Genomic DNA, 14,005 nt, shown 5'->3' with positions numbered 1-14,005 from the left:
GGGGGGGGGTGTGGGGGGTGGGGGGGGGGGGGGGGGGCGGTCTCCCCCCCCCCCCCCCCCTTCCCCCCCCCCCCCTTCCCGCCGCACACCCGGCCGACCCGCACGCCACGTCGGCTCACAGCTCACGCCACGCCGTTCCACGCCAGGCCAGGCCAGGTCACGTCGCGGCGCCCGTCGGGGTCGACGGTCGGCCACCGGCAGTCACCGGTGCGGCAGCGGGGCGGGGTCGGGGCCGTAGCCGCCGCAGGCCCCCGCCCCCGCCGGGCGCGGGGTCGGGGGCCTGCGGCCGCCGGTCGGCGACGGTCACGCCGTGGCCGTCTTCGGCCCCTGCGGAGGCTGCGGCCCCCTCGGACCGCCCGCCTTGTCGGAGTTCCCGGCCTTGCCGGCGGACCCGGCCGCCACAGCCGTACGGGCCGTCGTCGCCGCCGCCGTCAGGGGCTTGGCGATGTCCTCCAGGGAGCGCCGCTCGGCCCGTACCGCGAGGAACGCGGCGACCAGGCCCGCCGCGCACATCAGGGCCGCGCCGATCTGGAAGGCCAGGACCGTGTCGCCCACCTTGCCCGTGCCGGTGAGGTCGGCGAACAGCAGGGGGCCGCTGATGCCGCCCGCGGCGGTGCCGAGAGCGTAGAAGAAGGCGATGGACATGGCTCGGGTCTCCATCGGGAAGATCTCGGAGACCGTGAGGTAGGCGCTGGAGGCGCCCGCGGAGGCGAAGAACAGGACCGCGCACCAGCAGGCGGTCATCGTCGTCGCGCTCAGCGAGCCGCGGTCGAACAGCCAGGCGGTGCCGAACAGCAGCAGGCCGGAGAGCAGGTACGTCGACGAGATCATGATCCGGCGGCCGACCGTGTCGAACAGCTTGCCGAGCAGCAGCGGGCCGAAGAAGTTGCCGAGGGCGATCACGGCGAAGTAGTAGCCGGTGTGACCGGTCGGCACGTCGAAGAACGTGGTGAGGATCGCGCCGAAGCCGAAGGTGATCGCGTTGTAGAGGAAGGCCTGCCCGATGAACAGGGAGAAGCCGAGGACGGCGCGGCGGCGGTAGTCGGAGAAGACCGTGCGGGCGATCTCGGCGAAGGAGACGCTGGGGCGCTGGTGGATGGTGAGTTCGCCCTCGGCCGCGGGCAGCGGGGCACCCCTCTCGGACTCGATCCGCCGCTCGATGGAGGAGACGATCTCCTCGGCCTCCCCGTCGCGGCCGTGGATCAGCAGCCAGCGCGGGCTCTCGGGGACATGTCGTCGTACGAGGAGGATGACCAGGGCGAGGACGGCGCCCAGCGCGAACGTCAGCCGCCAGCCCACGTTCGCCGCGAACAGGTCCGTGTTCAGCGCGGGGATCGACAGCAGCGAACCGCCGACCGCGCCCAGCCAGAAGCTGCCGTTGATCATCAGGTCGACGCGGCCCCGGTACTGCGCCGGGATCAGCTCGTCGATGGCGGAGTTGATCGCCGCGTACTCGCCGCCGATGCCGAAGCCGGTGAGGAAGCGGAACAGCAGGAACCACCAGGTGTCGAAGGAGATCGCGGTCAGGGCGGTCGCGGCGAGATAGACCGCCAGCGTGATCATGAAGAGCTTCTTGCGGCCCCAGCGGTCCGTCAGGCGACCCCAGAACAGGGCGCCGACACAGGCGCCCGCCACGTACAGCGCGGCGGCGATGCCGGTGACCTGCCCGGAGGTGATGGGCAGGCCGCTGCCGGGCTCCGACAGCCGCCCGGCGATGTTGCCGACGACCGTGACTTCGAGGCCGTCGAGGATCCACACGGTGCCGAGACCGATCACGATCGTCCAGTGCCAGCGTGACCAGGGGAGGCGGTCCAGGCGGGCGGGGATGTTCGTCGTGATGGTTCGGCCGGATTCGGCCGGTGCGGCAGCTGTCATGGACGCCCTCCTCGTCGAGCGGAACCACCATCAGGTTCCCCGAGGAAATGCCGCTACGCCCCCAGAGCCCGCGCCACCGTGTAGATCAGCAGGCCCGCCAGCGACCCGACCACCGTGCCGTTGATGCGGATGAACTGGAGGTCACGGCCGATGTGCGCCTCGATCTTGCGCGTGGTGTGCTCGGCGTCCCAGCCCGCCACCGTGTCGGTGATCAGCAGGGTGATCTCCCTGCGGTAGGTCGACACCACGTGCACCGCCGCGCCCTCCACCCAGCGGTCCACCTTCCCCTGCACCTTCGGCTCGGTGGCCATCCGGGACCCCAGCGACAGCAGCGCCGCCCGCACCCGCAGCCGCAGCTCACTGCGCTCGTCCTCGGCCGCCGACACGATCATCGACCGTACGGCCGTCCAGGCCGACGCGATCAGGTCCTGGACCTCGCCGCGGCCCAGCACCTCGCCCTTGAGCCGCTCCACCTTCGCGCGGGTCTCGGAGTCGGACTGAAGGTCGGAGGCGAAGTCCCGCAGAAAGCGGTCCAGGGCGCCACGGGCCGGGTGGGACGGCATGTCCCGCATCTCCGCGCAGAACCGCAGCAGCTCCTTGTAGACCCGCTCGCCGACCCGCTTGTCGACGAACCGGGGGGTCCAGCCAGGCGCGCCGCCCTGCACCGCGTCCATCACCGAGTCGGCGTGCAGCACCAGCCAGTCGTGCGCCCGCGCCACCACCAGGTCGACGGCCCGCCGGTGACCGCCGTCCGCGACGACCTTCTCCAGCATCTTGCCCATCCCCGGCGCGATCTCCCGGGCGTTCGCCCGCCTCGTGATCGCCTCCCCGACCACCGCCTGCACATCGGAGTCCCGCAGCACGGTCAGCGCGCCCCGCAGCGCCGTCGCCAGCTCCGCCGTCACCCGGTCCGCGTGCTCCGGCTCCGCCAGCCACGCCCCCAGCCGGCTCCCGATGCCGACCGCGCGCAACCGCTGCCGCACGACGTCCCCCGACAGGAAGTTCTCGCCGACGAACTCACCCAGGGAGACGCCCAGCTGGTCCTTCTTGGTCGGGATGATCGCCGTGTGCGGGATGGGCAGGCCCAGCGGATGGCGGAACAGGGCGGTCACGGCGAACCAGTCGGCGAGCGCGCCCACCATGCCCGCCTCGGCCGCCGCCGCCACATACCCCGCCCAGGCACCGGCGCCCCGGTGCGAGGCCCACTCGGCGAGGACGTACACCACGGCCACGAACACCAGCAGCCCGGTCGCGGTGAGCTTCATGCGCCGCACCCCGCGCCGGCGCTCCTCGTCGGCGGCGCTGAAGACGCTCATGGCGCGCGCCGCGGGCATCGCCCTGTCTTGCGTTCCCGTACGTTCCATCCGCTCCCGCTCCACCCGTTCCCGGTCCCCCGTGACCCGCACTACACCATTGTCCCCGCCCGTCCGACTCCTGGAACGAAACAGGAGTTCCCGGCGTCTGTCAGGTGGGGGAGTTCAACGGTGATCTCCTGAATGTTTCGTCGGAGCCTCGCCGCTCCCTCGTCCGAGGAGCAACACACCCGCATGACCAGGCATGACGGCGTGGGTGTCGGGGTGCCCCGCACCCGCCACCACACCCTTCTGTCCGGGATCCTCGCCGTGATCGTGGGCCTCTCGGCCGCCATATACACCGGGGTCGACGCCGGGGACGGCGGACGCCGCCGCGAGGACACCCCCGCCGCCTCCCGCACCGGCCCCCACGCCGCCGCGGCCGCCGCCACCGGCGTCTGGGTCGGCAGCTGGGCCGCCGCCCCCGTCGGCGGCGAACCGCTCACCGGGACCGACGGCACGGCGGGCCGCACGGTGCGCAACGTCGTCCACACCAGCGCCGCAGGGACGAGTGCCCGCATCACGCTGTCCAATCTCTACGGCACCGGCCCGCTGACCGTCGGCGCGGCCACCCTGGCCGTCGCGGCCGACGACGACGGCCCCGCCGCCGCCCCCGACAGCCTGCGCCGGCTCACCTTCGGCGGCCGCCCCACGATCACGATCCCGGCGGGCGGACAGGCCGTCAGTGACGCCGCCCCCCTCGCCGTGCCCCGCGACAGCGACGTGCTGGTCAGCCTCTACACTCCGACCTCCGCGGGCCCGGTCACCTTCCACCACCGAGCCCAGCAGACCAGCTACGTCGCCGACGGCGAGCACACGGGCGACGCGACGGGAGCGCCGTACACCGGACGAAGCGCCTCCTGGCGCCACCTCACCGCGCTGGACGTCCTCACCCACGAGGCCGACGGCACCGTCGTCGCCCTCGGCGACTCCCTCACCGACGGCGCCACCTCCACCCCCGGTGCCAACCGCCGCTGGCCCGACGTCCTCTCCGACCGGCTCCGCGCCTCCCTCTCCGACGGCGACGACGACGCCCCGCGCTACGGCGTCGTCAACGCCGGCATCAGCGGCAACCGCGTCCTCACCGACGGACCCGGCCGGCCCGCCGTCAACCCCAGCGCCCTCAGCCGCTTCGACCGCGACGTCCTCGCCCGGCCGAACGTCAGGGCCGTCGTCATCGACCTCGGCGTCAACGACATCCTCCGCGCCCGGAACACCGCCGACCCCGACGCCGTCCTCGACGGCCTGCGCACCCTGGTCCGCCGCGCCCACGACCACGGCATCAAGGCCGTCGGCACCACCCTGCTCCCCTTCCGCGGCCACCGCGGCTACACCGGCCCGCGCGAGGCCGTACGGCAGCGGATCAACGCGGCGATCCGGTCCGGTTCGGTCTACGACACGGTCGTGGACGTCGACCGGGCGATGCACGACCCGTACGACCCGCGCCGGCTCCGCTCGGAGTACGACTCCGGCGACCATCTCCACCCCAGCGACAGGGGGTACCGGAAGATGGCGGAGCTGATCGGGTGGGAGCAGCTGAGGGGGGCCGCGGGACGGGCGGAGCTGTAGCGGCCGGGCCCGCCCGGACGGTGGCCACGCGTGCCACCCGAGGCGGCACGGGGGGTGCGCCGGGAGTCCCCCGCTCGAGCGGAGCCGAGAGTGGTGGGCGCCACCCCGCCACGCCGGCGGCGCGGCCCACCCCCGCGCGCCGGAACGGGCTCAGTGCCCCAGGTGACGGCGTCTGTCCCGCCCCCGCAACCGCTCCCGCCGCCGTTTGCGCTCCACGCCCACCCCGCCCCAGAAGGCGAACCCGGTGATCACCACTCGCGGAGCGCCCGGCCCCGCCGGCACCCCGTGCTCCCGGTGGTCGAACCCGCCCATGATCCCCGTCCCCCGCACCACGACCTCGACCCCCGGCGGCACCACGACGTTCATCCCGCCCATGACGGCGACGCAGTTGATCACGACCTCCCCGGCCGCGAAGTCCGCCTCGCGCAGATCGATCTCCCCGCCGCCCCAGAAGGCGAAGCCGGTGAACCGCCGGGGCACCGTCCACCGCCCCTTGCGCTGGAAACCGGACATGACGGCCACGGCCCACGGGGACGACCCCTCGCCGCCCACGATCCGCCCGGCCCACGCCCCGTCCCCGTCGCCCCGTTCCTCCGGCTTGTACAGGGACACGGCGGGCGGCGGAGCCACCCCCGCGGCGGGCAGGTCACGCGTGATCGGCGTCAGCTCGCCGTACGTCCGCGCCCGGTACGTCGCGTCCAGCCGCTCCTCGAACTCCGCCATGTCGAGCCGGCCCTCGGCGAGGGCGTCCCGCAGAACCTCGGCGACACGCTCACGGTCGGCGTCGGAGGCACGGAGGTCCGGGACTGCGTCGTCGGTCATGAACAGCAGCCTACGAGTTCCCCGCGCCCGGCACTACGGTCTCCTTGTCCGCGTACATACGGCCGATCACCGTCTCGATGTCCGGCTCCCGCACCGACAGGTCCACCAGCGGGTACTCCGCCGCGATCCGCGCCACCAGCGGGGCCGCCGACCGCGACGCCGGGAAGGCCAGCCACTGGCGCGGCCCCTCCACCCGCACGACCCGTGCCGTGGGGCCCACGTCGATGGGCGGGAGCTCCCGTTCCAGGTCCACGACCAGGGTCCGCTCGCTCTCCCCCGCCTCGTGCAGCCCGGCGAGGGGGCCGTCGTACACCATGCGCCCGTGGTCGATGACCATCACGCGGGAGCAGAGCCGCTCGATGTCCTGGAGGTCGTGGGTGGTGAGCAGGACCGTGGTGCCGCGCTCGGTGTTCAACTCCGCCAGGAACTCCCGCACCCTGGTCTTCGATACGACGTCGAGGCCGATCGTCGGCTCGTCGAGGTAGAGGACCTCGGGGTCGTGCAGCAGCGCCGCCGCGATGTCGCCGCGCATCCGCTGGCCGAGCGACAACTGCCGCACCGGCACCTCCAACAGGCTCGAAAGGTCGAGGAGTTCGACCAGCCGGCCGAGGTTGTCTCGGTACCGGGCGTCCGGGATGCGGTACATGCGGTGCGCGAGCCGGTAGGAGTCGATCAGGGGAAGGTCCCACCACAACGACGTCCGCTGCCCGAACACGACCCCGATGCGGTGCGCGAGACGGGTCCGCTCACGGGCGGGGTCGATGCCCGCCACCCGCAGCCGGCCGCCGCTGGGCGTGAGGACGCCCGTCAGCATCTTGATCGTGGTCGACTTCCCGGCGCCGTTGGGCCCGATGTACCCGACGATCTCGCCGCGCGCCACCGTGAACGACAACCCGTCCACCGCCCGCACCTGCCGCCGCTCCCGCCGCAGGAAACCGGTACGTCTGCGCACGTCGAAAACCTTCTCGACACCGTCGAGTTCGATGAACGTGTCCACCACGACTCCCCCGCTAGCTTCCCGTGCTCCGATACGACCGCAGCCCCGCCCGCCAGGCCAGCCCGGCCGGCGCGCAGCAGGCCGCCGCCACCAGCGGCGGGGCGTACGCCGCCCACCCCGGCAGATCCAGCGGATACGGCCGTCCCAGCACGTACGCCGCCGGCACCCAGTTGACGAAGGCCAGCGGGAACACGAACGTCACCGCGCGCACCAGCTCCTTCCCGAACACCGTCGGCGGATACTGGAGCAGCGTCTGGCCGCCGTACGTGAACGCGCTCTGCACCTCCGCCGCGTCCTGCGCCACGAACTGGAACGCGGCGCCCGCCACCAGCACCGCACCGAAGATCACCGCACCGCTGATCAGTGTCACCGGCACCAGCAGCACCTTCACGACCGTCCAGTCGACGTCCGTCGCCGCCAGCGCGTACCCCAGAATCAGCACCCCTTGCGTGATACGGGAGAGCCGGCGCAGCGCGAACCGGTCCGCCGCCACCTGCGCCAGCACCGGCGCCGGACGCACCAGCAGCGTGTCGAGCGTGCCGTCGCGCACCCGCGCGCCCAGCCGGCCGGCCGACCCGATCACCAGGTCCGCGATTCCGAACGAGGTCGCGGACAGCCCGTACAGGAAGGCCACCTCCGGCAGCGAGTAGCCGCCGAGCACATCGACCCGCGAGAACATCAGCAAGATCGCGACGAAGTCCAGGCCCGTCACCAGCAGCCCGCTGACCAAAGTCATGGCGAACGACAACCGGTAGGCCATCGTCGAACGGATCCACATCCCGGCGACCAGCCGGTACGCCCGCAGCCCCTCCCGCACCCGGCCCGTGTCCCGCGCCATCCCCGCCTCCCGCACGAGCCCCGTCTCCCGCACCCGGCCGGCCTCACCCACCCTGCACCACCACCCGCCGCGTCGCCGCCGCCTGCACCACCCGGCCCAGCGCCAGCAGCACCACCGCCCACCCCGCCTGGAAGGCGTACGTACCCAGCGCCCCCGTCTCCCCCATCAGCAGGTCCGCCGGCCGCTGGAGCATCGCCGACCACGGCAAGGCCCGCACGATCGCGCCCAACGGCTCCGGGAAGGCGTTCAGCGGCAGCGCCATGCCCGTGCAGAACATCCCCGTCACCACCAGCATCTGGAGCGCGCCCGTGCCGTCCAGCAACCAGAAACCACTCAACGCGACCAGGAACCGGATACCGAAACTCACCACCATCGCCAGCAGCAACGCGACCAGGAACCGCAGCCACGACACCGGATCGGCGGGCAGCGCCGTAGGGAAGAGCAGCGTCCCGAAGGCGAACGGGATCACCCCCCGCCCCAGCAACTGGAACCAGGAGCGCCCCAGGTCCGCCGCCAGCCACCACAGTTGGAGATCCGCGGGCCGGTACAGATCGATCGCCACCGCACCCGTACGGATGCGCTCCGTCAGCTCCGCCTCGAAACCGCCGCCCTGCATCGCCAGCGTCGCGAACAGCGCCTGCCCCAGCCACACGTACGTCACCGCCTGCGCCTGGTCATAACCCCCCAGCTGCGGCCGCTCGTCCCACAACGCCAGATAGGTGTAGACGAGGATCAGACCGAAAACCGTGTTGGTGAACACCCCCGCCGCCGTCGCCGCACGATAGGTCGCGTACCTTCTGAAGCCCCCCGCCGCCACGGCCGCGTACAAGCGCACCGAACCCACGGCACCAACCCTCCTCACCCGCGCCGATCCCGCGCCGATCCCGCCACGGCGGCGAAGCGCAGGAGCCTAGTGGGCGGACCCCTCGCGTGCCACGCGATTTCCGGGCACTCCGGTGCGTGCGCCACGTGGGCGCCCGTGCGACAGGTGCGACACGTGTGTGACCGTCACACGTGCGGTACCAGCGGCATGCGGCGTGTGTGGCACAACACGCGCCGATTGCCGGGAACGGAACGCCGGGTGGGAGAGTCTTCACCAGGGGGCCCAGAAGGCGTACGAGACGTACGGGAACGTACGAGGCGAATCAGGAGTCCGAGCAACACATGAGCGACGAGCCGCAGCCGAAGCAGCCGACCGAGGGCCGGGCGACCGGCACACCCGAGGCGGCGGGCACACCCGAAGCGGCGGGCACACCCAAGACGGCGGGCACATCCGAGACGGTCGGTGCGCCCAGGACGGCGCGCACCCCCGAGCCGGCCGGAACCCCCGGAACGGCCCGTACACCCGAGACGGCCGGAACCCCCGGAACGGCCCATGCGCCGAAGGCGGCGCACACCCCCAAGGCGGCACCCGCCCCCACAGCGTCCCGCGGTCCCGAAGCGATCGGATCACCCGAGGCGCCGGGCACGCGCGACACACCCGACATGCCCGGTACGTCGGACAGGCCCGGTAAGTCCGATACACCCGTCGCGCTCCAGGCGGCGGCAGGCCCCACCGCCGGCGCCAAGCCCAAACGCCCCAAGCGCACCGGGTTGCGCCGGCTCCTCCCCACCTGGCGCATGATCCTCGGCACCGTCGTCCTCGGCGCGCTCCTCCTCGCCGGCCTGTTCCTCGTCGGCTACTCCCTGGTGAAGATCCCGCCCGCCAACGCCCTCGCCACCAAGCAGAGCAACGTCTACCTCTACGCCGACGGCACCGAGATCGCCCGCGACGGCACCGTCAACCGCGAGAACGTCGGCCTCTCCCAGATCTCCAAAGCCGCCCAGCACGCCGTCCTCGCCGCCGAGGACCGCGACTTCTACACCGAGTCCGCCATCGACCCCAAGGCCATGCTCCGGGCCGGCTGGAACACCGCCACCGGCAAGGGCAAACAGTCCGGCTCCACGATCACCCAGCAGTACGTGAAGAACTACTACCTCGCACAGGAACAGACCGTCACCCGCAAGGTGAAGGAGTTCTTCATCTCCATCAAGCTGGACCGCGAGATCTCCAAAAACGACATCCTCGAGGGCTACCTCAACACCAGCTACTTCGGCCGCAACGCCTACGGCATGCAGGCCGCCGCCAAGGCCTACTACGGCGTCGACGCCGCCGAACTCACCCCCGCCCAGGGCGCCTACCTCGCCGCCCTGGTCAACGCGCCCAGTGAGTACGACGTCATCGCCCACCCCGAGAACCGCAAGTCCGCCGAAGCCCGCTGGAACTACGTCCTCGACGGCATGGTCACCAAGGGCTGGCTCAGCCAGGCCGACCGCACCGGCCTGAAGTTCCCCACCCCCAAGGAGACCTCCGGCGCCGACACCGGCATGTCCGGCCAGCGCGGCTACCTCGTCAACGCCATCAAGGACTACCTGCACACCAACAAGATCGCCACCGCCGGCGAACTCGAATCCGGCGGCTACCGCATCACCACCACCCTGGACAAGAAGAAGCAGGACGCCTTCGTCGAAGCCGTCGACGACCAGCTCATGGACAAGCTCGACCAGAAGAACCGCAAGGTCGACACCTACGTCCGCGCCGGCGGCGCCGCGGTCGAACCCAAGACCGGCAAGGTCCTCGCCCTCTACGGCGGCATCGACTACATCAAGCAGTACACCAACAACGCCACCCGCCGGGACTTCCAGGTCGGCTCCACCTTCAAACCGTTCGTCCTCACCTCGGCCATCGAGAACGACTCCGAGACCCAGGACCGTCGCCCCATCACCCCCAACACCGTCTACGACGGCACCAACGAACGCCCCGTACAGGGCTGGACCGGCGACACCTACGCGCCCGAGAACGAGGACAACGTCAACTACGGCGACATCAACGTCCGCACCGCCACCGACAAGTCCGTGAACTCCGTGTACGCGCAGATGGCCGTCGACGTCGGCCCCGAGAAGGTCAGGCAGACCGCCGTCGACCTCGGCCTGCCCGGCGACACCCCCGACCTCAACCCCTACCCGTCGATCGCCCTCGGCACGGCCAACGCCAGCGTCCTCGACATGGCCGAGGCCTACGCCACGCTCGCCAACCACGGCCGGCACGGCACCTACACCCTGATCGACAAGATCACCAAGAACGGCACCGACGTCCTCGCCCTCCCCGAGCGCAAGACCTCCCAGGTCGTCAGCCGCGAAGCCGCCGACACCACCACCTCCGTGCTCCGCAGCGTCGTCCGGAACGGCACCGCCACCGCGGCACTCGCCGCCGGCCGCCCCGCCGCCGGCAAGACCGGCACCGCCGAGAAGGACACCGCCGCCTGGTTCGCCGGTTACACCCCCGACCTGGCCACCGTCGTCGCCGTCATGGGCCAGGACCCCGTCACCGCCGCCCACAAGCCGCTCTACGGTGTGATGGGCCTGCCCCGCATCAACGGCGGCGGAGCGCCCACGCAGATCTGGGCCCAGTTCACCAAGAACGCCCTCAAGGGCACCCCCGCCCACGACTTCACCCTCCGGATCCAGGAAGGCTCCGAGGAGACCGCCTACCCCTCCTCCGAGCCCTCCCGGAACGAGCCGACCGAGGACGACGACGAGGACGCCACCACCGGCGGCCGGAACGACCAGTCCCCCGGCACGAACCAGGGCCAGACCGACGGCGGCACCACCGACGGCACCACCGGCGCCACGACGACCGGCGGCACTCCCACCACCGGCGGCACCACCGGCGGCAGCACCTCCCAAGGCACCACCGGCGGCACCCCCACCACGGGCGGCGCGACCGAAGGAGGCGCCACCGGGAACACGTCCAACGGCGGCACCACCGACGGAGGCACCTCGAACGGCGGCGGCACCGGCACCTTGGGCGGCGCGTTCCCCCAGCTCACCACCCGAAAGCCGATCGACGAATGACCGCCTAGTGCCCCGAGGTCGCCTTCAGCCCCACCACCGCGACCAGCAGCAGACACACGAAGAAGATCCGGGCGGCGGTCGCCGGCTCCCCCAGCACCACCATGCCGAACACCGCCGCCCCCGCCGCCCCGATCCCGACCCACACGCCATAGGCGGTCCCGATCGGCAGCGAACGCGCGGCATACGACAGCAGCACCATGCTGGCGACGATCCCCGCACCCGTGAACAGACTGGGCACCGGACGCGTGAAGCCGTCGGTGTACTTCATCCCGACCGACCAGCCCACCTCCAGCAGACCGGCGACGATCAACACAACCCAGGCCACGACAGCACCTCCGGGACACGAACACTCGACAGAACGGTGCGTCGTCTTTGCCTGCACACATCCCGGTACGGCGCGTCTCGTCGGGCTCCCTTCACATTAATGGCAAAACCCACGGGGGAAGGGCCGGTGACCATGGTCACCGGCCCTTCCCCAGCCTCCGCATCAGAGGTACAGGCCCGTAGAGTCCTCCGACCCCTCGAACCGGTCCGCGGCCACCGCGTGCAGATCCCGCTCACGCATCAGCACATACGCGATGCCCCGCACCTCCACCTCGGCCCGGTCCTCCGGGTCGAACAGCACCCGGTCACCCGGCTCCACGGTCCGCACGTTCTGACCCACCGCCACGACCTCCGCCCACGCCAGCCGACGGCCCACGGCCGCCGTCGCCGGGATCAGGATCCCGCCGCCGGAACGCCGCTCACCCTCACTGGCGTCCTGACGCACCAGGACCCGGTCGTGCAGCATCCGGATGGGAAGCTTGTCGTCGTGGCTGCTGTGCTCGCTTCTCTTACCACTCACACCGACGAACCTACCTGTCTCCGCCCGGCAGGCACGCCTCCGGGTCAGCCCTTACGACGCCGCGCACCGAACACGAGCAGTCCCACGATGCCGACCACCACGAGGGCCGCCGGCACCACCCGCTCCAGGCGCGGTGCGCCGTCCTCGTCCACGAACTGCGCCCGCACATCGCTCACCGCGCGGTTGACCTGCACATAGGCCTTCCCGAGCGTGTGATCGACGTTGGCCGCCACCTTCGCCTTGGCATCGCCGACGATCGTCTTCGGATGCACCCGCACCCCGATCTCGTCGAGCGTCTCAGCCAGCGTCTCTCGGCGGCGCCTGATGTCCGCCTCGATCTGCGCCGGGGTTCTGGTGTCCGACGTGTCCGCCACGGTGGGGCCTCCGAAGTGAGCCGACGTTTCCTAGGTGTTCTGGACAGTCTGTCAGTTCCCCGCGCGCCCGCACTGTCAGGACCCCCCGTTACGCTGGACCGATGAGCGAGCGACTCCAGCCCGGGGACGTGGCCCCCGCCTTCACCCTCCCCGACGCCGACGGCCACGAGGTGTCCCTGTCGGACCACAAGGGCCGCAAGGTCATCGTCTACTTCTACCCGGCCGCCCTGACCCCCGGCTGCACGAAGCAGGCCTGCGACTTCACGGACAACCTGGAACTGCTGGCCGGCGCCGGGTACGACGTCATCGGCATCTCCCCCGACACCCCCGAGAAGCTCGGCAGGTTCCGCGAGAAGGAGTCCCTCGAGGTCACCCTCCTGGCCGACCCCGACAAAAAGACCCTGGACGCCTACGGGGCCTTCGGGGAGAAGAAGAACTACGGCAAGACGTACATGGGCGTCATCCGCTCGACGATCGTCGTGGACGAGCAGGGCAAGGTCGAACACGCCCTCTACAACGTCCGGGCGACCGGCCACGTGGCCAAGATCATCAAGGACCTGGGCATCTGAGACACCCCCGCCACCCGGCCCGCATCGACCCCGTCGACGCGGGCCGCCCCATGTCGGCGTGACTGTCCGACAAGCGGTTCGTCACTCCGTGCGAGACCACGAACGGGTGGTCGGAGATGGAGGGCGTTTCGATGGGTGCGAAGTACACACGTGAATTGCTCCATGAGGCCGCTCGTGCGACGGCGAGCTGGGACGATGCCGTGCGAGGGTGTGGAGGGACGCCGACAGCGGGCAGTAGACGCTATCTGCGCCAGAAGATGGCGGAGGCATGCGTCGACGTCTCCCACTTCCCCAGCCGCTGGACACGCCACAGCGAAGCACTGCTTCGAGAAGTGGTGGCAGCGTCGAGCAGCATCAGAGAAGTAGTTCGCCGCCTGGGCATCAACCCGGTTGGCGGCAATAACGCCCACATCAGTCGCCGTATCACGACGCTGGGCATCGACACCTCCCACTTCACAGCGCAACGTGGAGGGCCGAAGGGCTCGCGGGGCGATGTACTCACCTCGGGATCACCGGACGCCGGCAGAATTCCGGGCAGCCGCCTACGGCACCGACTGCGGCAAAGGGGCATTGAGGAAGTCTGCAAGAACTGTGGCACAGGCCCTGAATGGAACGGCATGCCCCTCCGGCTGGAGGTCGACCACATCAACGGCGAGCGTCTGGACAACCGGCGGAAGAACCTGAGGTACCTGTGTCCTTCACGCCACAGTCAGACGAGCAGCTTCTCGAACCACCGCAGGGAGGACGTCACTGCCTCGTTACCGAGCCAGGCACAGTACAGTAAGCGACCTGGGCCCGTACCCCAGCTGGCCAAGAGGGCGCCGGTTTAGGTCCGGTGTGTCGTGGGTTCGAGTCCCACCGGGCCCACGGG

13 protein-coding genes, 1 tRNA gene and 1 riboswitch are annotated in these 14,005 nt (G+C 71.2%); of the genes, 5 read left to right on the top strand and 9 right to left on the bottom strand.

Annotated features, from left to right (window positions below):
- Nucleotides 1–303 precede the first annotated feature (303 nt).
- Together ACZ5Y0_RS20210 and ACZ5Y0_RS20205 are read right to left on the bottom strand one after the other, a co-directional pair.
- Nucleotides 304–1,875 (bottom strand): MFS transporter, encoded by a 1,572-nt coding sequence (locus ACZ5Y0_RS20210; RefSeq protein WP_469130042.1) that lies wholly within the window; start codon nt 1,873–1,875, stop codon nt 304–306.
- 53 nt (nt 1,876–1,928) lie between these two features.
- A complete protein-coding gene (locus ACZ5Y0_RS20205; protein ID WP_469130041.1) occupies nt 1,929–3,239 on the bottom strand; it encodes a DUF445 domain-containing protein in 1,311 nt (436 codons plus the stop codon).
- Between the two features lie 183 nt (nt 3,240–3,422).
- On the opposite strand from ACZ5Y0_RS20205, the gene ACZ5Y0_RS20200 reads away from it, so the two are divergent.
- Complete coding sequence (locus ACZ5Y0_RS20200) at nt 3,423–4,796, top strand: SGNH/GDSL hydrolase family protein (protein ID WP_469130040.1); 1,374 nt, start codon at nt 3,423–3,425, stop codon at nt 4,794–4,796.
- Between the two features lie 150 nt (nt 4,797–4,946).
- On the opposite strand, the gene ACZ5Y0_RS20195 is transcribed toward ACZ5Y0_RS20200, so the two are convergent.
- Genes ACZ5Y0_RS20195 through ACZ5Y0_RS20180 form a run of 4 tightly spaced genes read right to left on the bottom strand, consistent with a single transcriptional unit; the run spans nt 4,947 to nt 8,297 of the window.
- Entirely contained in the window at nt 4,947–5,618 is a 672-nt protein-coding gene (locus ACZ5Y0_RS20195; protein ID WP_469130039.1) for a DUF1707 SHOCT-like domain-containing protein, read from the bottom strand.
- A 10-nt stretch (nt 5,619–5,628) separates the two neighbouring features.
- A complete protein-coding gene (locus tag ACZ5Y0_RS20190; RefSeq protein WP_469130038.1) occupies nt 5,629–6,618 on the bottom strand; it encodes an ABC transporter ATP-binding protein in 990 nt (329 codons plus the stop codon).
- Between the two features lie 10 nt (nt 6,619–6,628).
- Nucleotides 6,629–7,453 (bottom strand): ABC transporter permease, encoded by an 825-nt coding sequence (locus ACZ5Y0_RS20185; RefSeq protein WP_469130154.1) that lies wholly within the window; start codon nt 7,451–7,453, stop codon nt 6,629–6,631.
- A gap of 43 nt (nt 7,454–7,496) precedes the next feature.
- Nucleotides 7,497–8,297 carry an ABC transporter permease gene (locus ACZ5Y0_RS20180; RefSeq protein WP_469130037.1) on the bottom strand — a complete coding sequence of 267 codons (801 nt, stop codon included), beginning with the start codon at nt 8,295–8,297 and terminating at the stop codon, nt 7,497–7,499.
- 641 nt (nt 8,298–8,938) lie between these two features.
- On the opposite strand from ACZ5Y0_RS20180, the gene ACZ5Y0_RS20175 reads away from it, so the two are divergent.
- Nucleotides 8,939–11,347, top strand: coding sequence for a transglycosylase domain-containing protein (locus ACZ5Y0_RS20175; protein ID WP_469130153.1), 2,409 nt, complete (start codon nt 8,939–8,941; stop codon nt 11,345–11,347).
- 4 nt (nt 11,348–11,351) lie between these two features.
- Here ACZ5Y0_RS20175 and ACZ5Y0_RS20170 read toward each other — a convergent pair whose 3' ends face one another.
- From ACZ5Y0_RS20170 to ACZ5Y0_RS20160, 3 genes are all read right to left on the bottom strand, one after another.
- On the bottom strand, nt 11,352–11,672 hold the full coding sequence (locus tag ACZ5Y0_RS20170) for a DMT family transporter (RefSeq protein ID WP_469130036.1): 321 nt from the start codon (nt 11,670–11,672) through the stop codon (nt 11,352–11,354).
- Nucleotides 11,673–11,707: 35 nt separating this feature from the next.
- A riboswitch (guanidine-III (ykkC-III) riboswitch) is annotated at nt 11,708–11,780 on the bottom strand.
- A 54-nt stretch (nt 11,781–11,834) separates the two neighbouring features.
- The gene (locus ACZ5Y0_RS20165; RefSeq protein WP_073496233.1) at nt 11,835–12,191 is read right to left on the bottom strand and encodes a GroES family chaperonin; all 357 of its coding nucleotides are present in this window, start codon (nt 12,189–12,191) and stop codon (nt 11,835–11,837) included.
- Between the two features lie 44 nt (nt 12,192–12,235).
- Nucleotides 12,236–12,565, bottom strand: a complete 330-nt coding sequence (locus ACZ5Y0_RS20160; protein ID WP_469130035.1) for a DUF3618 domain-containing protein — start codon at nt 12,563–12,565, stop codon at nt 12,236–12,238.
- A 101-nt stretch (nt 12,566–12,666) separates the two neighbouring features.
- Here ACZ5Y0_RS20160 and bcp point away from each other — a divergent pair, with 101 nt between their 5' ends.
- The 3 genes from bcp to ACZ5Y0_RS20145 all read left to right on the top strand — a co-directional run bounded on the left by bcp (nt 12,667) and on the right by ACZ5Y0_RS20145 (nt 14,001).
- Entirely contained in the window at nt 12,667–13,134 is a 468-nt protein-coding gene (gene bcp / locus ACZ5Y0_RS20155; protein ID WP_469130034.1) for a thioredoxin-dependent thiol peroxidase, read from the top strand.
- A gap of 116 nt (nt 13,135–13,250) precedes the next feature.
- Entirely contained in the window at nt 13,251–13,964 is a 714-nt protein-coding gene (locus ACZ5Y0_RS20150; protein ID WP_469130152.1) for an HNH endonuclease signature motif containing protein, read from the top strand.
- A tRNA-Leu gene (locus tag ACZ5Y0_RS20145) sits at nt 13,926–14,001 on the top strand. The genes ACZ5Y0_RS20150 and ACZ5Y0_RS20145 overlap by 39 nt, the downstream gene beginning before the upstream one ends.
- The last annotated feature ends 4 nt before the right edge of the window (nt 14,002–14,005 follow it).

This window comes from Streptomyces sp. NPDC033216, assembly GCF_055577115.1.
Note: the sequence above shows the minus strand (reverse complement) of the source record. Positions and strands in the feature narration are given on the sequence as shown.